13 protein-coding genes are annotated in these 18,373 nt (G+C 66.4%); 8 read left to right on the forward strand and 5 right to left on the reverse strand.

All coding sequences use genetic code 11. The features are described 5' to 3' along the window. Window position 1 precedes the first annotated feature (1 nt). Entirely contained in the window at window positions 2–1,024 is a 1,023-nt protein-coding gene (gene secF / locus DIR46_RS15320) for a protein translocase subunit SecF (RefSeq protein ID WP_109345987.1), read from the forward strand. Between the two features lie 428 nt (window positions 1,025–1,452). On the opposite strand, the gene DIR46_RS15325 is transcribed toward secF, so the two are convergent. The 5 genes from DIR46_RS15325 to DIR46_RS15345 form a co-directional block, all read right to left on the reverse strand. Further along, a complete protein-coding gene (locus tag DIR46_RS15325) occupies window positions 1,453–3,273 on the reverse strand; it encodes a glycoside hydrolase family 15 protein (protein ID WP_109345988.1) in 1,821 nt (606 codons plus the stop codon). Further along, window positions 3,266–4,063: a glucose 1-dehydrogenase gene (locus DIR46_RS15330; RefSeq protein WP_109345989.1), complete on the reverse strand. Its 798-nt coding sequence runs from the start codon at window positions 4,061–4,063 to the stop codon at window positions 3,266–3,268. Before DIR46_RS15330 ends, DIR46_RS15325 begins: the two co-directional genes overlap by 8 nt. 268 nt (window positions 4,064–4,331) lie before the next feature. Continuing rightward, entirely contained in the window at window positions 4,332–5,165 is an 834-nt protein-coding gene (locus DIR46_RS15335) for an HDOD domain-containing protein (protein ID WP_109345990.1), read from the reverse strand. A gap of 90 nt (window positions 5,166–5,255) precedes the next feature. Further along, window positions 5,256–5,537, reverse strand: coding sequence for a hypothetical protein (locus tag DIR46_RS15340; protein WP_109345991.1), 282 nt, complete (start codon window positions 5,535–5,537; stop codon window positions 5,256–5,258). After that, window positions 5,534–6,031 carry a MarR family winged helix-turn-helix transcriptional regulator gene (locus DIR46_RS15345; RefSeq protein WP_109345992.1) on the reverse strand — a complete coding sequence of 166 codons (498 nt, stop codon included), beginning with the start codon at window positions 6,029–6,031 and terminating at the stop codon, window positions 5,534–5,536. Before DIR46_RS15345 ends, DIR46_RS15340 begins: the two co-directional genes overlap by 4 nt. 176 nt (window positions 6,032–6,207) lie before the next feature. On the opposite strand from DIR46_RS15345, the gene DIR46_RS15350 reads away from it, so the two are divergent. From DIR46_RS15350 to DIR46_RS15380, 7 genes are all read left to right on the forward strand, one after another. Beyond that, window positions 6,208–7,146 (forward strand): GlxA family transcriptional regulator, encoded by a 939-nt coding sequence (locus DIR46_RS15350; RefSeq protein ID WP_109345993.1) that lies wholly within the window; start codon window positions 6,208–6,210, stop codon window positions 7,144–7,146. Window positions 7,147–7,280: 134 nt separating this feature from the next. Continuing rightward, window positions 7,281–8,522, forward strand: a complete 1,242-nt coding sequence (locus DIR46_RS15355) for an acetylornithine/succinyldiaminopimelate transaminase (RefSeq protein WP_109345994.1) — start codon at window positions 7,281–7,283, stop codon at window positions 8,520–8,522. Between the two features lie 102 nt (window positions 8,523–8,624). Continuing rightward, entirely contained in the window at window positions 8,625–9,698 is a 1,074-nt protein-coding gene (locus tag DIR46_RS15360; RefSeq protein WP_109345995.1) for an arginine N-succinyltransferase, read from the forward strand. Next, the gene (gene astA, locus DIR46_RS15365) at window positions 9,689–10,747 is read left to right on the forward strand and encodes an arginine N-succinyltransferase (RefSeq protein WP_109345996.1); all 1,059 of its coding nucleotides are present in this window, start codon (window positions 9,689–9,691) and stop codon (window positions 10,745–10,747) included. Before DIR46_RS15360 ends, astA begins: the two co-directional genes overlap by 10 nt. Beyond that, window positions 10,740–12,236 carry a succinylglutamate-semialdehyde dehydrogenase gene (astD, locus tag DIR46_RS15370; RefSeq protein WP_109345997.1) on the forward strand — a complete coding sequence of 499 codons (1,497 nt, stop codon included), beginning with the start codon at window positions 10,740–10,742 and terminating at the stop codon, window positions 12,234–12,236. Before astA ends, astD begins: the two co-directional genes overlap by 8 nt. A 2-nt stretch (window positions 12,237–12,238) precedes the next feature. Further along, complete coding sequence (gene astB, locus DIR46_RS15375; protein WP_109345998.1) at window positions 12,239–13,579, forward strand: N-succinylarginine dihydrolase; 1,341 nt, start codon at window positions 12,239–12,241, stop codon at window positions 13,577–13,579. A 101-nt stretch (window positions 13,580–13,680) separates the two neighbouring features. Beyond that, window positions 13,681–18,372 (forward strand): NAD-glutamate dehydrogenase domain-containing protein, encoded by a 4,692-nt coding sequence (locus DIR46_RS15380; RefSeq protein ID WP_109345999.1) that lies wholly within the window; start codon window positions 13,681–13,683, stop codon window positions 18,370–18,372. Window position 18,373: the final 1 nt, after the last annotated feature.

The raw sequence follows: 18,373 nt of genomic DNA on the forward strand, positions 1-18,373 counted from the left end.
CATGGAATTTTTCAAGATCAAACGGGATATCCCGTTCATGCGCCACGCCCTGATCCTCAATGCGATCTCGGTGCTGACCTTTGTCGCCGCGGTGTTCTTCCTGTTCAGCAAAGGCCTGAACTTCTCGGTGGAGTTCACCGGCGGTACCGTGATGGAGCTGCGTTATCCGCATGCGGCCAACCAGGAAAAGATCCGCGACACGCTGCGCGGCATGGGGTATTCGCACCCTGAGGTGGCCAGCTTCGGCACCGCCCAGGACATCATGCTGCGCCTGCCGATCCTGGAAGGCACGGAAGCGGCCGGCACCTCGGCGCGCGTCTTCAACGCCATCTGCGCCGCCGATGGCGGCGCGCCGAAGCAGAGCCAGGTCACGACCGAGAAGGGTGAAGTCGTCAACCACACCAGCTGCGCCAGCGCTTCCGGTGAAGAACTGATCAGCCTGCAGCGGGTCGAGTTCGTCGGTCCATCGGTCGGCGAGGAACTCGCACAGAACGGCCTGAACGCATTGATCATGGTGATCGTCGGCATCATGATCTACCTGGCGATCCGCTTCGAATGGAAATTCGCCGTCGCCGCCGTGGTCGCCAACCTGCACGACGTGGTCATCATCCTGGGCTTCTTCGCCTTCTTCCAGTGGGAATTCTCGCTGACGGTGCTGGCGGCCACGCTGGCGGTGCTGGGCTACTCGGTCAACGAATCGGTCGTCATCTTCGACCGGATCCGCGAGATGTTCCGCAAGCAGCGCCGCATGTCGACGCCGGAAGTCATCGACCACGCGATCACCAGCACCATCTCGCGCACCATCATCACCCACGGCTCGACCCTGATGATGGTGCTGTCGATGCTGTTCTTCGGCGGCTATGCGCTGCACTACTTCGCGATCGCGCTGGCCATCGGCATCTGCTTCGGCATCTATTCGTCGGTGTTCGTGGCGGCAGCCGTGGCCATGTGGATGGGCGTCAAGCGCGAAGACCTGATCAAGCCGATCAAGGAGAAGGACGAGACCGACGGCGCGGTGGTATAGGCTACCCGCCCCGCATGAAGAATGCCGCCCCGGCCTTGCCGCGGCGGCATTTTGTTTGATGTGACGCTGCTGCGACGAATTTCACGGTGCTGTGTGTGGCAGCGCACTGAGTGCCCAGGTTGGCCCACCTATAGTGGAACTGTCTCTTTCAGGACATCCCTAGTTTTGGACTTCACCCGCTTCCGCAACGAAGCGGGTTTTTTTTTAAGAAAGCCGCCCATCGGGGGAGATGCTGTTGAAGAACGCGTCGCTGGGGTCAAAGCCAGCGCTGAGCGCTGGCTCCCATTCGAGCGTGTAAAAAAGACATGCTTAATGTGAAATGACGCACCGAGTGCGGGATGCCGCAGGCTTAAGATGGACTCGTCTCTTTCAGGACATCCCTAGTTTTGGACTTTACCCGCACCGGCAACGGCGCGGGTTTTTTTTGCCTACAACTGCCACGGATGCCCAAGCTTGCCTTCAATCGCCGCATCGAGATACGTCGCGGCGCTGATCAAGGCAAGGTGGGTAAAGGCTTGTGGAAAGTTGCCGAGCAGCTCAGCCTTATTGGTGAACTCTTCCGCGTACAGGTGCACGTGGTTGCCGTAGGCGATGAGTTTTTCCATATTATTGCGTGCATGGTCGATCCGCCCGGCCCGTGCCAGGCATTCCACATACCAGAATGAACAGGCCGCGAACGCGCCTTCCTTCCCTTCGAGCCCGTCGTCGCGATCGTAGCGCTGCACCAGCGCGTCGTGGCTGAGCTGGTCTCCGATGGCGTCCAGGGTCGCCAGCCATTGCGGATCGGTGGAGCCGATGAAGCGCACCAGCGGCATCATCAGCATGGCGCCGTCCACATTGCGTGAGCCCTTGCTGCGCACAAAATGCCCGAGCTCTTCGTTCCAGAAGGTGTCCCAGATATAACGCGACATCTCGTTGCGTGCCGCAATCCAGCGATCGAACGGCGCGCACAGCGAGCGTTTGCCCGCCAGGCGCAGTGCGCGGTCGACCGCCACCCAGCACATGAGCTGGGAATGCAGGTGTTCGCGCGCCGGTTCGCGACCTTCCCAGATGCCGGCATCCGGGCGCTTCCAGTTGTCGCAAACGAAATTGACCACTTGGCAGACGCCCATCCAATCGGCATGAGAAATGGCCTCGCCATACTTATTACTGAGATAGATCGAATCGAGCAAGGCGCCGAAGATGTCGAGCTGTAATTGGCTGGCGGCTGCATTGCCGATGCGAACGGGTCTGGAGTTCGCATAGCCGGCCAGATGGCCGAGCTCGGTTTCTTCTCCGACCGGACTGCCGTCGAACGCATACATGATGCGCAGATGGCCGTCGCTCTGATCATGCTTGGGCAGTTCGGCGGTCCAGCGCGTAAACGCCTTCGCCTCGTCGATATATCCGAGCCGCATCAGGGCATACACGGTGAACGATGCGTCGCGGATCCAGGTGGCGCGGTAATCCCAGTTGCGCGAGCCGCCCAGCACCTCGGGCAGGCCGAAGGTCGCGGCGGCGACGATCGAGCCGTGGCGGCCCGACGTCATCAGCTTGAGCACCAGGGCCGAGCGCGTGACCGCTTCGCGCCAGCGCCCGCGATAGGTCGAGCGCTGGCTCCATGCCTGCCAGTACTGGACGACCTCCCGCAGCAGGGCGTCGCCGGCGCCGGCCTGCAGGGGCGGGTCGCCGTCTTCGTCGAGCACGAAATCGATGACGTCGCCTTCACGCATCACGATCGAGGCCAAGGCGCCGCCATCGGCAGCCTCGAAGGCCACGGGCGCCGACAGGCGCAGGCGTGGGGCGCCGGGCGCCGAGAAGACCGCCTGATCCTGGCCGGCCGCGACCTCCGGCCGCTGGCGGGCATAGTCGAAGCGGGGCTGGCAGTCGACCCGGATGCGCGCCTCGCCGCTGGTGACGTGGACCCGGCGCAGCATGCGCGCCGGACCATGGCCGAGCTGTTCCGAGCTGGCCATGTAGTCGGTCACGTGAACGCTGGACTCTTCACCCAGCCACTGGGTAAGCAGCACATTGGTGGCGGGCAGGTAGGTCTGCACCACGCGCATGTCCCCGTCCTCCGGCGCGATGGTGAAGTGGCCGCCCTGCTCGGGGTCGAGCAGGGCGGCGAAGATGCTGGGGCTGTCGAAGTCGGGCCAGCACAGGAAGTCGACCGCGCCGTCGAGCGCGACCAGTGCGATCGTGGCCATATTGCCGATGGCGCCGTGAGCGGCGATCGGGCGTGGTGGGCGGGTTGCGTTTGGTTCAGCCATTGTCTTCGAATCCTGGATAGAGCGACATGCCGCCGTCGACATAGACCGTGGTGCCGGTCATGTAGTCGGCCAGGTCGGAGGCCATGAACAGCGCCAGGTTGGCCACGTCGTCGGTCTCGCCGATGCGGCCATACGGGATCAGCTCGAGCAGCTTCTTGCCCGCCCCGCCTTCGGTGGCGTCTTCGTTGATCGGGGTGCGGATCGCGCCGGGCGCGATGCCGTTGACACGGATGCGTTCCTGCGCGACTTCCTGGGCCAGCGAGCGCATGAACATGCCGATGCCGCCCTTGGACGCGGCATAGTTGACGTGGCCGGCCCAGGGAATGGTTTCATGGACCGAGCTCATGCACAGGATGACGCCGTTGGCACGCATGCGGCCGCGGTTGCCCTGCTGGCGAAAGCGCTTCACTGCCGCGCGGGCGCACAGGAATTGGCCGGTCAGGTTGACGTCGAGCACGGCTTTCCAGTCGTCCAGCGACATCTCGGCGATCCGCGCATCCTTTTGCATGCCGGCGTTCGCGACCAGGATGTCGAGGCCGCCGAAGGCCTCGTCGGTGGCCTCGAGCAGGCGCGCGACGTCGTCTTCGCTGGACACGTCGCACTGGACCGCCAGCGCCTGGCCGCCCGCTTCCTTGATCTGTCGTACGACTTCGTCGGCCTTGTCCTGGCTGCTGTTGTAGTTGACCACCACCTTGGCGCCGGCCGCGGCGAAGGCGATGCTGATGGCGCGGCCGATGCCGGAATCGCCGCCGGTCACGAGCGCCACCTGGTCGTTCAGGCTGATATGCATGGGTTGTCCTCCAGAGCGTGAATAGGCCGGCGCGCTCTGCGCTTGCGCGCCCGGCTGGACGACCTTAGCAGAAAGCGGGGATGGGAAATGCACGGCTGGGCCGGCAATGGCAGGCAGCGGGCGATGCGACAAGAGTGGGCGCCAGTGTGCGTGAACGTACGGAGTGCGCTACGCCGGAGGCATAAGATGAGGCTGTCTCTTTCAGGACATCCCTAGTTTTGGACTTGGCCCGCTCCTTACCGAGCGGGCGTTTTTTTTGTCGGATCGCCTACAGCAGCGCCGACGTCAAGCTCTTCACTTCCTCGCTTGACTCTTCCAGCACGCCCTTGAGCGTGCCTTCGCCGAATACGAAGTCGATGGTCGCCGCCGCGGCATGGGTGGTGGCGCCGGGCGGTGCGAACAGGGGGGAGGGCAGGGGCGCCAGGTCGTTGGCCAGCAGCAGGGTGTCGCCCAGCGTTTCCGGCGGCAGCGCGCGCATGCCGTCCCACAATGCTTCGATCGCGTCCATCACCGGGGCGGGAACGCCCAGCTTGTGCAGCACGCCGCGGCCGATCGCCGCTTCGCCATGGTCGAGCCAGGCGTCGAGGTTGTCGTCGAGAAGGCCGGGCAGGGCTTCGGCGCGCGACAGCAGGTAGAAGCCACCGACCTCGTGCACGATGCCGGCGAACAGCGCCGTTTCGGGATCGACGAAGGATACGCGCCGCGCGATCACCTGGGCCAGCGCCGCCACGTGGGCCGAGTGGGCCCACAGCTGGTCGGCCTTGTGGCGCAGGCCCGGATCGCGGATCTCGCTGGCCAGCTGGCGCACGATGACCGAGGCCGCCAGGGCGCCAAGGGTGCGAAAGCCCACGCGCTGGACCGCCGCTCGCACATTGGTGACGTCGTTGCCGCTGCGGTTATAGGCCACCGAGTTGGCGATCGCCACCGTGCGCGCCGCCAGCAGCGGCTCGGCCTGCACCAGGCGGGCGGCGGCGTCGATGTGGCAGTCGGGTTCGCCCAGCGCCCGCTGCAGGGTCAACGAGGCGTTGACGCTGGTGGGGAAGGCGAGTTCGCCGCGGCTGGCTTCGGCGGCGATGCTGTCGAGTGCGGAGACTTGGTCCATGAAAAAATTATACCCCCAACACAACACCTTGCTTGCAAAAATATTGCTCTATGGTATCGATCTCAGCGGGACCGTCGTATCCAGGCGTCTTTATTCTTCGCTGAAGATGGCGTCGCAGCCTTCCTTCTGTTCTTCGAGGTTTTCCAGCTCGTCGACCAGGCCGAGGTCGAGCAATTCCTCGACCGCGTTCATGTAGCTGTTGAGTTTGGTTGCGCCGATGAGGCGATAGATTTCGCCGGCTTCGTTGCGCACGCCGATCAGCATCGGTTCCTCGCGCACGTCGTCCAGTGGGGCGACGTCGAGCAGGATGTTGCCAATAATGTGCTTGTCGAAATGGGCTGGCTTCTTGCCGTCGATGAGAGAGGTTTTCAAGGCGTTTCCTTCAGGTGGAATGGGGAGGGAGTGGGGCGTTCGTCATCATCGCTGCCGTCATGCCGGGCGCCGGCCCGGATGCGGGAGCGCAGCAGGCCGAGCGCGTCTTCGAGCGCGGCGAAGTCGGCATCGCTGTAGGCAGTGAATAATTCTTTTCCACGTGCAATCACTTTCGGGAACACATCGCAGAACACCCGGTCGCCGGCAGGCGTCAGGCGCACGAAGAACGATCGCTTGTCGTCGCAGCTGCGCTCGCGCAGCACCAGGCCTTTTTGTTCCAGGCGTTCGATGACACCGGTCAGGGTGCCCTTGGTGATCAGGGTGCGTTCGCCCAGTTCCTTGTAGCTCATGCCGGTGGTATTGCCCAGCGTGGCGATGATATCGAACTGCGCATGCGTCAACCCGTTCTGGCGCACCGCGTCGCCCGAGACGCGCTCGAAGCCCTGCATGCACTCGGCCAGCAGCCGGACGCTTTTTAGATATCGTTCCCCCATGGGCCGGGATTATAGCCGTCCGCCGCGCCTCCCGTTGCCCGCTACGCAAGATTCTGCAGGAGGCACGGCCGGCTCGAAACGCACCCATTGTTCTCCGGTATGATAGACGACCATGTTCTTTCATCACGTCCGTTGCGAGTCCGCCTCTTTGGCCATGCCATCTTTCATCCGCCGCGATGCCGCCTGACCTGTCCCTGCTCGCGCAGGAGCGGCCGCTGCGCATCCTGCTGGTCAATGCAGGCGAACCCGATGCGCTGACCTGGTCCGGGCTGTACCAGCCGCTGCGTCTCGCGGCCAAGGTGCTGGGGCCGGACCGCCTGCACGTCGACGTGCGCAGTCCCGACAAATTCATGGGCGACGCCGGGCGCCACTGGCACCTGGTGCTGCTGGTGGCCGATGAGTCCGAGGCGGCCCTGCGCCCGGCCAACCTGCGCGCGCTGATCGAGCGCTGCCGCGCCGCGCCATATTGGGGGGGCGTCGGGGCCGGCGTGCTGTGGCTGGCCGACGCCGGCGTCCTGCATGGCGCGCGCACCGCCTTGCCCTGGGCCCTGTACCCGGACGTGAACGCCCAGGCCGGGCAGGCCCTGCTCACCCCCAATCTATACGAGTTCGACGCCAACCGCCTCACCTGCTGCGGCGGCGCGGCCAGCATCGACTTCGCCTTGACCATGGTCGAGCTGCTGTTCGGCGCCACGGCCCAGGCGCAGGTGAAGGAAACCCTGTGCATCGACCGCGTGCGCGGCCCGGACGAGCGCCAGCGGGTGGCGCTGCAGGCCCGCTTCGGCGCCCTGCAGCCGAAGCTGTCCGAGGCGGTGGCGCTGATGGAAGCGAACATCGAAGAGCCGCTCTCGACCGACGAGATCGCCCAGCTGGCCGGCATTTCGCGGCGCCAGCTGGAACGCCTGTTCAAGCAATACCTGGGCAGCCTGCCGTCGCGCTACTACCTCGAGCTGCGCCTGCGCCGCGCCCGCCAGCTGCTGCTCGATACCAACCACTCGATCGTGCAGGTGGGGCTGATGTGTGGCTTTTCCTCGGGCTCACATTTCTCGACGGCATTCGGCGCCTTGTTCGGGAATACGCCGAGGGAAGAGCGCCAGCGGAAACTTGCTCAATAGTCAAGCAGCGTCAAAAATGAAAATGCCTGTCGCACTTCTAAAAGAAGTTGCCGGTAAGCGTTTCTATAATGGCCCGATCATGCGGTGATTCCACCCCGCACCACCCACACCCATTGGATGAGGAAAAAGAAGCCATGAACGCAAAGCTTGATTCGGGTATCGCCACGCTGCCGGTTAGCCGTCAGACTTTTGACGAGGTCCTGGTCCCTACCTACGCTCCGGCTGCGATGGTGCCGGTGCGCGCGTCGGGCCTCGACCTGTGGGACCAGGAAGGCAAGCATTACCTCGACTTCACCTCGGGCATCGCCGTCACCGCCCTGGGCCACGCCAATCCGGAAGTGAACGAAGCGCTGACCAAGCAATTGAACACCCTGTGGCACATCGGCAATGGCTACACCAACGAGCCGGTGCTGCGCCTGGCTTCGGCCCTGATCGACGCCACCTTCGCCGAACGCGCCTTCTTCTGCAATTCGGGCGCCGAAGCCAACGAAGCGGCCCTCAAATTGGCGCGTAAATACGCGCACGGCAAGTTCGGGCCGCACAAGTCGCGCATCGTGTCCTGCCTGTCGTCGTTCCACGGCCGCACCCTGTTCACCGTCTCGGTCGGCGGCCAGCCGAAGTACACCGAAGGCTTCGAGCCGCTGCCGCAAGACCTCTCCCACATCCCGTACAACGACATCGAAGCGGCGCGCGCCGCCATCACCGACGACGTCGCCGCCGTGATCGTCGAGCCGATCCAGGGCGAGGGCGGCGTCATCCCGGGCAATCCCGACTACCTGAAGGCGCTGCGCGAGTTCTGCGACAAGACCGGCGCGCTGCTGGTGTTCGACGAAGTGCAGTCGGGCATGGGCCGCACCGGTTCGCTGTTCGCCTACGAGCAGATGGGCGTGGTGCCGGACGTGCTGACCTCGGCCAAGGCGCTGGGCAACGGCTATCCGATCGGCGCCATGCTGACCACCAGCGAGATCGCCCAGTACCTGGCGGTCGGCACCCACGGCACCACCTACGGCGGCAATCCGCTGGCCTCGAGCGTCGGGCTGAAAGTCCTCGAGCTGATCAACCAGCCGGCCTTCCTGGGCCGCGTCAAGGAAGCCAGCGCGAAAGTCATGGCCAACCTGCAGCAGCTGGCGGCGGATTATCCGCAGGTGTTCGGCCAGCCGCGCGGCATGGGCCTGCTCATCGGCCTGCCGATGGCCGAAGGCTTCAAGGGCCGCTCGAAGGACTACACCAAGCTGTGCGAGAAGCTGGGCCTGATGCTGCTGATCGCCGGCCCGGACGTCGTGCGCCTGGCGCCGGCCCTGGTGGTGTCGGACGAGCAGATCGTCGAAGCCGACCGCCTGATGCGCGCGGCGGTGGCGGAATTCTCCGGCGCCTGATCGCCACCTTCCGGTCGCGGCCGGCCCGCCTGGAAGGGTGAGGCCGGCCGTGGGCATTGTCTCCACTTATTGTCTCCACTGACGTACCACCTGGGAGTACACATGTATGTTGTCCGTCCGGTAGACCGCGCCGATATCGGCGCGCTGGAAGCGATGGCGGCCATCTCGATGCCGGGCGTGCACACGCTGCCGCGCACGCGTGAAGGCATTGTCGCGGCGGTCGAGCGCTCGCTCGCCTCGTTCGCTGCCCAGGTCGATATCCCGAGCGAAGAATCCTACCTGTTCGTGCTGGAAGACCTGCGCTCGCATGAGGTGGTCGGCACCGCCATCATCCACGCCTCGGCCGGCTCGAACGGCACCTATTTCGCGTTCCGCAACGACGTGATCCAGCAGGTCTCGCGCGACCTGAACATCAGCCACAGCGTGCACGCGCTGACCCTGTGCTCCGAGCTCACCGCTTATTCGCAGCTGTCCGGCTTCTTCCTGCGCCACCGCGACAGCGCCGGCATCGAGGCCGCGCTGCTGTCGCGCGCGCGCCTGCTGTACGCCATGCTGGCGCCGCACCGTTTCGGCGACCGCTTCTTCGTGCCGCTGGCCGGGCGCCTGGATGCCGACGGCCAGTCGCCGTTCTGGAATGCGCTGGGCCGCAAGTTCTTCAAGATGGACTTCCTCGAGGCCGAACGCCTGATCGAGGGCGCGCGCAACCGCACCCTGATCGTCGAGCTGATGCCGCACTATCCGGTCTACGTGCCGCTGCTGCCGGGCGACGCCCAGGCCGCGCTGGGCCAGATCCATCCCGGCGGCCAGATGGCCTTCGACCTGCTGGCGCAGGAAGGTTTCGAGGCCGACGAATACATCGACATCTTCGACGGCGGCCCGATCCTCCAGGCGCACAAGAACGCGCTGCGCTCGTTCTGCGCCTCGCACAAGCTGCGCGTGGGCGCGGGGCCTGCTCAGGGGCCTGCTCATGCACCTGCTCATGCACATGATGTCGCGCCGGTCGACTATGCCGTCGCCAGCGTCGGCAACGGTTTCCGCGCCGTGACCGTGCGCTGTGCACCGATCGAACATGCGCACACCATCGACTTGCCGCGCGAGGTCCAGCAGGCGCTGGGTGTCGCGCCGGGCGACGAAGTGGTGTGCGTGCGCATCCAGGGAGAACCCGCATGCTCGTGATCCGTTCCTCCAGACTGTCCGACCTCGACGCCCTGATGGAAATGGCGCGCCAGGCCGGCAGCGGCATGACCACCCTGAAACCCGATCCGGAGATGCTGGGCCAGCGCCTGGCCACCTCGGAGGCCTCGTTCGCCGAGACCATCGCGCCGGAGAAGCGCGACTACATGTTCGTGCTGGAGCACACGGGGCCTGCCGGCGAGGCCGGCAGCATCGCCGGCGTGTGCGCGATCAAGGGCGCGGTCGGGCTGACCGAGCCGTTCTACAACTACCGCATCGGCACCCTGGTGCACTGCAGCCGCGAGCTGAACGTGTTCACCCGGATGGAGACGCTGTACCTGTCGAACGACCTCACCGGCTCGACCGAACTGTGCTCGCTGTTCCTGCTGCCGCAGTACCGCGCCGGCTTCAACGGCAAGTGGCTATCCAAGAGCCGCTTCCTGTTCATCGCCCAGTTCCAGCACCTATTCACCGAAAAAATCATCGCCGAGATGCGCGGCTACCAGGACGAGGCCGGCGATTCGCCGTTCTACGAAGGCCTGGGCCGCCATTTCTTCAAGATGGATTTCAACCACGTCGACGGCCTGACCGCGATCGGCAAGAAATCCTTCATCGCCGAACTGATGCCGCGCCAGCCGCTGTACGTCGACTACCTGCCGCAGTCGGCGATCGACGTGATCGGCAAGGTGCACACCTCGACCCAGCCGGCGCGCCGCCTGCTGGAGCAGGAAGGCATGCATTACGAGGGCTACGTCGACATCTTCGACGCCGGTCCGGTGCTGCAAGGCCGCGTGTCCGAGCTGCGCGCGGTGCGCGATAGCGTGCTGGCGGTGGCGGCCGAAGGGCTGTCGGTCGAGGAAGCGGCGCCGGACACCGAGCACATGCTGGTGTCGAACACGCGCCTGGACGACTTCCGGATGATCCTGACCCGCGCCGTGCCTGGCGCCAGCAGCGTGGTCCTGAACCCCGCCGAGCTGGCGCAACTGCGCTGCCAGGCGGGCGACAACGTGCGTACCCTGACACTCAATACCAGGAAGACTTCCCATGGCTAATCTTTCGAACTACATCAACGGCGAATGGCTCGCCGGCAGCGGTCGCGAACTGGCCACCATCGATCCGTCGACCGGCCGCCAGACCTGGACCAGCAACGAATCGACCCAGGAAGACGTGGCGCGCGCGGCCCAGGCGGCGCGCGACAGCTTCGAAGACTGGGCCCTGCGCCCCTTGGAAGAACGTATCGCCGTCGCCACCCGTTTTCGCGACCTGCTGAAGGAAAACGCAGAGGAACTGGCGGCGACCATCGCCGAGGAAGTCGGCAAGCCACTGTGGGAAGCGCGCACGGAAGTCGCGACCATGGCCAACAAGATCGACATCTCGGTCCAGTCGTACGGCGCGCGCACAGGGGAAAGCGCCAATAAGGTCGCCGACGGCAATGCCGTGCTGCGCCACCGCCCGCACGGCGTGTTCGCCGTCTACGGGCCGTACAACTTCCCTGGCCACCTGCCGAATGGCCACATCGTGCCGGCCCTGATCGCAGGGAATACCGTCGTGTTCAAGCCGAGCGAATACGCGCCGCGCACGGCGGTGAAGACCGTCGAACTGTGGGAGAAGGCCGGCCTGCCGAAGGGCGTGCTCAATCTGGTCAACGGCGGCCGCGAGACCGGCATCGCGCTGGGCCAGGAACCGCTGGTCGATGGCGTGCTGTTCACCGGCAGCAGCCAGACCGGCGCCGCCCTGCACAAGCAGTTCGGCGGCCAGCCGGGCAAGATGCTGGCGCTGGAAATGGGCGGCAACAATCCGCTGGTGGTGTGGGATCTCAGCGGCAACCCCTTGGACATCGACGCCGCCGTCCACCATACCGTGATGTCGGCCTTCATCTCGGCCGGCCAGCGCTGCACCTGCGCGCGCCGCCTGGTCATCCAGGACAACGAAGCGGGCCAGGCCTTCCTGAAGCGCCTGGTCGAGGTCGCGGCGAACCTGCAGGTCGGCCCGTCGAACGCCGAGCCGCAGCCGTTCATGGGCCCTGTCGTTTCAAGCGCGGTCGCGGCGCGCCTGGTGCAGGCGCAGGCCGATATGGCGACCAAAGGTGGAAAAATCCTGCTGCAGATGCGCCAGCTCGACACCAATGCCGGCTTCGTCACCGCCGGCATCGTCGACACCACCGATGCGCAGGGCATTCCGGACGAAGAGTGGTTCGGCCCATTGCTGCAGGTGATCCGCGTGAGCGACTTCGATGACGCCCTGCGCGTGGCCAACGCCACCGAATTCGGCCTGGCCGCCGCGCTGCTGTCGCCGTCGGAAGAGCTGTGGAAGCGGTTTGCCGTGCGCGCCAGGGCCGGCATCGTCAACTGGAACCGTCCGACCACGGGCGCGGCCAGCTCGGCGCCGTTCGGCGGCGTCGGCAAGTCGGGCAACCACCGTCCGAGCGCCTATTACGCGGCCGACTACTGCGCCTATCCGGTGGCCTCGATCGAGACGGCGGAACTCGAGATGCCGGCCAGGCTGTCGCCCGGCCTGGCCTTCCCGGCGCAAGGAGCCTGAGCATGCGTGACGCCCGCGAATTCAACTTCGACGGCCTGGTCGGCCCGTCGCACAACTATGCCGGCCTCTCGTTCGGCAACGTCGCCTCGTTCAACAACGTGCGCTCGGCCTCGAATCCGCGCCAGGCCGCGCTGCAGGGCCTGGCCAAGATGCGCGAACTGGCCGCGCGCGGATTCGCCCAGGCGGTGATGCCGCCGCAGGGCCGTCCGAACTTCCGCCTGCTGCGCAGCCTGGGCTTCTCGGGTACCGACGCCGACGTCCTGGCGCGCGCCTACCGCGAAGCGCCGGTGATCCTGGCCTGCGCCTGGTCGGCCGCGCCGATGTGGACCGCGAATGCCGGCACCGTCAGCCCGTCGGCCGACTCGCTCGACGGCCGCGTGCACCTTACTGCCGCGAACCTGAACAACAAGCTGCACCGCTCCGAAGAGCACCTGCAGGCGACCCGCACGCTGCGCGCGATCTTCGCCGACAGCAACCATTTCGTGGTGCACGACACCTTGCCGTCGGTGCCGGCCTTCGCCGACGAGGGCGCCGCCAACCACACGCGCTTCGCCGCCAGCCCTGGCGCGCCCGGCGTCGAGTTCTTCGTCTACGGCCGCGTGGAGTTCGACCCATCCGCTCCGGCGCCGAAGAAGTACCCGGCGCGCCAGACGCTCGAGGCCTCCCAGGCGATCGCGCGCCTGCATGGCCTGGACCCGGCGCGCACCGTGTTCGCCGCCCAGAATCCGGACCTGATCGACCAGGGCGTGTTCCACAACGACGTGATCTCGGTCGGCAACGGCAACGTGCTGTTTCACCACGAGCAGGCGTTCGCCGACGAAGCGGGCACCCTGGATCAGCTCCGGCGCGCCCTGGCCGGCGTCGATACCGAGCTGCAGTCGGTGCGCGTGGCGAGCAGCCAGGTGCCGGTGGCAGACGCCGTGGCCAGCTACCTGTTCAACAGCCAGCTGCTCTCGAAGCCGGACGGCCGCATGGCGCTGGTGGTGCCGCACGAATGCCGCGAGAATGCGGCGGTATCGAACTACCTGGCCGGCCTGGTCGCCAGCGGCGGCCCGATCGACGAACTGGTCGAATTCGACCTGCGCCAGAGCATGCGCAATGGCGGCGGACCGGCCTGCCTGCGCCTGCGCGTGGTGCTGACCGACGAGGAAGCCGCCGCCATGCACCAGGGCGTGATCATGACCGAGGCGCTGTACGCGCGGCTGGTCGCCTGGGTCGAACAATATTACCGCGACCGCATCGAGCCGAAGGACCTGGCCGACCCGCAACTGGCCATCGAATGCGCGGCGGCGCTGGAAGAACTCACCCGCATCCTCGGATTGCCGGGGCTGTACGACTTGTAACGATGTAGTATTCGGGCGGGAAGATCCCTGTCCTGTATAAGCAGGGCCGCGTCGGGCCACGAGCTGTCGACGCACCAGGCACACAACTTTGGAGAAGCAAGATGAAAGACATGCCCAACGATTTGCGCAACCAGACGCTCGCTCTGGTCGGTGCAAACCAGTCCGCCAACAGCGTGCAGGTCAATGCCCTGACCGCCGCCTGGCTCGGATCGCTCGACGACGAAGACCTGGCCGGCACCGCGCCGCAAAGCCTGGCGCCGGTACTGGTGGAAGGGTTCTCGCAACTGGCCCAGCGCAGCGGCCCCGGCGCGCAGATCGCCACCATGCGCTACCTGGACGGCCGCGGCGGCACCGCCACCGCACTCTTGATTCTGAACGACGACCGTCCCTACCTGGTCGACTCCTTCGTCATGGCCCTGCGCAAGGAACGCCTGACCGCCGCCGGCGTGATGAACGCCGTGCTGCCGGTGCGCCGCGACGCCAATGGCGCCTTCGTCGCCGTCGGCGAAGCCGGCAGCCCGCTGGAATCGATCGTCCTGTGCCTGCTGAACGATGAACTGCAGTTCGAGGAACTCGACAAGCTGACCGCGCGCCTGCGCATGGTCGCCAACGACGCCGCCACCGTGCAGCGCGACGCCGTCGCCATGGGCGACCGCATGACCGCCGTGGCCGCCGCCGCCGCTGCCTCCGGCACCCCGGAAGGCCAGGAAGTGGCAGCCTTCCTCGAATGGGCCAAGAACGAAGGCTACGAGCCGTTCGGCTACGCCTACTACGTCGTCAAGCCGGGCGCGCGCGAACTCGAACGCGACATCCCGAGCCGCATCGGCGTGCTGAAGGACACCGCGCACCCGGTCTACGGCACCTGCCTGGCCAGCATTCCGGGCGACTTCGAAACCCTGTCGCTGCGCGCCGAGAACCTGTCGATCGTCAAGGCCGACGTGGCCGGCACCCTGCACCGCGACGCGCCGCTGGACTTCATCGGCGTGCGCGACCTGGATGCGCAAGGCAAGATCCTGGGCGAGCACTGCTTCATCGGCCTGTTCACCCGCGCCGCCACCTCGACCCCGCTGGCGCGCCTGCCGTTCGCGCGCGGCCGCGTGGCCAAGGTGCTGAGCATCGCCGGCGTGCGCCAGGAAGGCTTCCGCGCCGAGAAATTCATCGAGATCCTCGAATCGCTGCCACGCACCGAGGCGCTGGAAGCCGAGCCGGAATGGCTGGCCGAAGTCTGCGGCGCCGTGGTCTCGCTGTACAAGCAGCCGCGCGCGAAGGTGTTCGCGCGCCGCGACGTCTACCAGCGCCACCTGAACGTGCTGGTCTACCTGCCGCGCGAGCGCTTCAGCGCCGCCGTCGCATCCAGCCTGGCCGCCGCCCTGAAGGAAAGCTCGGGCGCGCGCGACGTCGACGTCCAGACCCTGGTGGCCGATGGACCGCTGGCGCGCGTCTACCTGACCGCCCACGCCGCGCGTTACCCGCTCGACCTGGAAAGCGATATCCAGCGTCCGCTGCTGGGCGTGCTCGATGGCTGGCACGACCGCTTCGCCGAGTTGATCAACTCGGTCGACGAGAGCCGCCAGCGCAGCCTGATGCGCAAGATCGTGCCGACCCTGCCGGTCAACTTCGTGACCGCGACCGCGCCCGAGACCGCGTTCCGCGACGTGCACGCTCTCTTGACCCGCTGCCGCCCGGACCGCGTGACCGCGCGCATCGAGCACGATGACGCCGCCGGCGCCTCGATCCGCCTGTATTCGAGCGAGACCGTGCCGTCGCTGTCGCGCATCCTGCCGGCGCTGCAGAACGCCGGTATCGCGGTCGACCGCGAGCAGACCTATCGCCACACCGGCCTGGATGGCGTGCGCCGCTACGTGACCGCGCTGACGGTCGATGCCGAGAGCGCGGCCAAGCTGGCCAAGCCGGGCATCGCCCAGGTGGCCGAAGAACTGTTTTCCGCCCTGTTCAACGACGAGGCCGAAGACGGCCGCATGAACGGCCTGACCATCGAAGGCGGCCTGTCGCTGCGCGAAGTGCAGCTGGTGCGCGCCTACATCAGCTACTGGCGCCAGCTGGGCTCCAAGTTCTCGGTGCGCTACATGGCCGAGACCCTGCGCACCCAGCCGGCCCTGGTGAAGCAATTCGTCGCCGGCTTCATCCAGCGCTTCGACCCGAGCCTGAGCGTCGATCAGCGCAACGAAGGCAGCAGCAAGCTGACCACCCTCAAGACCGGCCTGCCGAGCGTGAACCACGCCGACACCGAAGAGATCATGGGCGCGCTGGTCGACATGGCGCTGGCCACCGTGCGCACCAACTACTTCCAGAACAACGGCGAGAAGATCATCTTCAAGGTCGACACCAGCAACCTGGCGCTGGCGCCGGAGCCGCGTCCCTACCGCGAGATCTATGTGTTCTCGCGCCGCTTCGAAGGCGTGCACCTGCGCGGCGGCCCGGTCGCCCGCGGCGGCCTGCGCTGGTCGGACCGCATGGAAGACTACCGCACCGAGGTGCTGGGCCTGGTGAAGGCGCAGATGGTCAAGAACGCCGTCATCGTACCGGCCGGTTCGAAGGGCGGCTTCGTCTGCAAGCAGATGCCGGCCGGCGCCGCGCGCGACGTCGTGGCGGCCGAGGGCGAGGCAGTCTATCGCCTGTTCATCGCCAGCCTGCTGGAAGTGACCGACAACCGCGTGCAGGGCGAGATCGTGCCGCCCGCGGCGACCGCGCGCCATGACGGCGACGATCCTTACCTGGTGGTGGCAGCCGACAAGGGCACCGCGACCTTCTCCGACATCGCCAACAGCATCGCCGTGGAGCGCGGCTTCTGGCTGGGCGACGCCTTCGCCTCGGGCGGCTCGAACGGCTACGACCACAAGAAGATGGGCATCACCGCCAAGGGCGCGTTCGAAGCGGTCAAGCGCCACTTCTACGAACTGGGCCACGACCTGGCCAACAACCCGATCACCATGACCGGCGTGGGCGACATGTCGGGCGACGTGTTCGGCAACGGCGTGCTGCTGTCGCGCCAGCTGAAACTGGTGGCCGCTTTTGATCACCGCCACATCTTCCTCGATCCGACCCCGGATGTCGAAGTCTCGTTCAGGGAGCGCGAGCGGATGTTCGCGCTGCCACGCTCGTCGTGGGAAGACTACGACAAGAACCTGATTTCGGCTGGCGGCGGCGTGTATCCGCGCAGCGCCCGCTCGATCGAGCTGTCGCCGCAGATCCGCGAAGTGCTGGGCATCGAGGAAACCTCGCTGCCACCGCAGGAACTGATGCACCGCATCGTCAAGGCGCCGGTCGACTTGTTCTACAACGGCGGCATCGGCACCTATATCAAGGCGTCGACCGAAACCCACGCGCAGGTGAAGGACCGCGCCAACGACGCGATCCGCGTCAACGGCAACGAACTGCGCTGCAAGGTGGTGGCCGAGGGCGGCAACCTGGGCGCGACCCAGGCCGGCCGCATCGAGTTCGCGCTCGCCGGTGGCCGCATCTTCACCGATGCCATCGACAACTCGGCCGGCGTGGATTGCTCGGACCACGAAGTCAACGTCAAGATCTGGCTCGACACCGAAGTCAACGCCGGCAAGCTGCCGGAGGGCGATCGTAACCGCATCCTGAACGAGATGACGGGCGAGATCGAGCGCCTGGTCCTGCGCGACAATACGCTGCAGACCCACCTGCTGACCCGCGAAGTGCAGGCGCAGGCCAACAGCGCGGTGGTCGACGGCTACATGGCCCTGATCGGCAACCTGGAAGCCGAAGGCGCGGTCTCGCGCGAGCTGGAACAGCTGCCGACGGACGTCGAGCTGCAGCGCCGCAAGTCGCTGGGCCTGGGCCTGACGGCGCCGGAGCTGGCGGTGGTGATCGCCAACGTCAAGAACCGCTTCAAGCGCACCCTGGCCGCGCTCGAGCTGACGGGCGAACCGTGGGCCGACTCGCTGCTGCGCCCTTACTTCCCGGCCCAGCTGGTGGCGACCCGCGATCCGCTGGATCATCCGCTGGCCAATACCATCCTGGCCACCGTGCTGGCCAATGAAGCGGTCAACCGCTGCGGCCCGTTGATGCTGCGCGACCTGGCGCTGGAACACCGCATCGACGAGACCGACGTGGTCAAGGCATGGGCGCGCGCCTGGGCGGCCCTGCACCTGGCGCCGGTATTCGAGGCGCTCGACGCAGACGCGCTGGTGGTGCCGCGCGACGTGTCGGTTTCGGTCGACAACCGCAGCCGCGCCATGCTGCGCGCCGTGGTCGAAGGCGTGCTGTCGCTGCCGGCCAACTCGGAGGGCCTGAAGGAACTGTCGACCCTGTTCGCCGAGGCCGACCAGAGCCAGGCGCCGCAGATCCGCTCGGAAGCCGACGGCCACACCGGCCTGCCGGTGCCGTTCGCCGCGGCCTGGAAGGCGGTCGAGATCATCGAATCGCAGGCATCGTTCCTGTTCGCGGCCGTGTCGGTGCAGCGTCCGGGCGGCATGACCCTGCTGCAGTTCCTGCAGATCGGCACCGTGCTGCGCCAGAAGGTCGGCATCGATACGCTGGAACTGGGGCTGAAGCTGCCGGCGCAGAGCAAGTCGCAGGAACAGCTGCGCAACTATGCGCTGCAGTCGCTGCGCCGCGCCCAGCAGCGCCTGCTGCTGCAGGTGATCGAGCGTGCCGGCCAGGACGGCAATATGGAAGCGGCGGTCGAAGAGGTGATGGCCGCGCGCGGCCTGACCGGCTTCGCCCAGCCGGCCGACCTGGAACAGGCGATGCTGGACGTGTGGGCCTTGTCCGAAGGCCTGAGCCCGGAACGTCTGGCGGCCTGAG

The sequence above is a fragment of the Massilia oculi genome, from assembly GCF_003143515.1.
Classification (GTDB): domain Bacteria; phylum Pseudomonadota; class Gammaproteobacteria; order Burkholderiales; family Burkholderiaceae_D; genus Telluria; species Telluria oculi.

Coding starts and splice junctions, on each gene's coding strand:
- astB (WP_109345998.1), top strand. CDS start 12,239: ATGCGTGACGCCCGCGAATTCAACTTCGACGGCCTGGTCGGCCCGTCG.
- DIR46_RS15350 (WP_109345993.1), top strand. CDS start 6,208: ATGCCGCCTGACCTGTCCCTGCTCGCGCAGGAGCGGCCGCTGCGCATC.
- DIR46_RS15360 (WP_109345995.1), top strand. CDS start 8,625: ATGTATGTTGTCCGTCCGGTAGACCGCGCCGATATCGGCGCGCTGGAA.
- astD (WP_109345997.1), top strand. CDS start 10,740: ATGGCTAATCTTTCGAACTACATCAACGGCGAATGGCTCGCCGGCAGC.
- DIR46_RS15345 (WP_109345992.1), bottom strand. CDS start 6,031: ATGGGGGAACGATATCTAAAAAGCGTCCGGCTGCTGGCCGAGTGCATG.
- astA (WP_109345996.1), top strand. CDS start 9,689: ATGCTCGTGATCCGTTCCTCCAGACTGTCCGACCTCGACGCCCTGATG.
- DIR46_RS15355 (WP_109345994.1), top strand. CDS start 7,281: ATGAACGCAAAGCTTGATTCGGGTATCGCCACGCTGCCGGTTAGCCGT.
- DIR46_RS15330 (WP_109345989.1), bottom strand. CDS start 4,063: ATGCATATCAGCCTGAACGACCAGGTGGCGCTCGTGACCGGCGGCGAT.
- DIR46_RS15335 (WP_109345990.1), bottom strand. CDS start 5,165: ATGGACCAAGTCTCCGCACTCGACAGCATCGCCGCCGAAGCCAGCCGC.
- DIR46_RS15380 (WP_109345999.1), top strand. CDS start 13,681: ATGAAAGACATGCCCAACGATTTGCGCAACCAGACGCTCGCTCTGGTC.
- secF (WP_109345987.1), top strand. CDS start 2: ATGGAATTTTTCAAGATCAAACGGGATATCCCGTTCATGCGCCACGCC.
- DIR46_RS15325 (WP_109345988.1), bottom strand. CDS start 3,273: ATGGCTGAACCAAACGCAACCCGCCCACCACGCCCGATCGCCGCTCAC.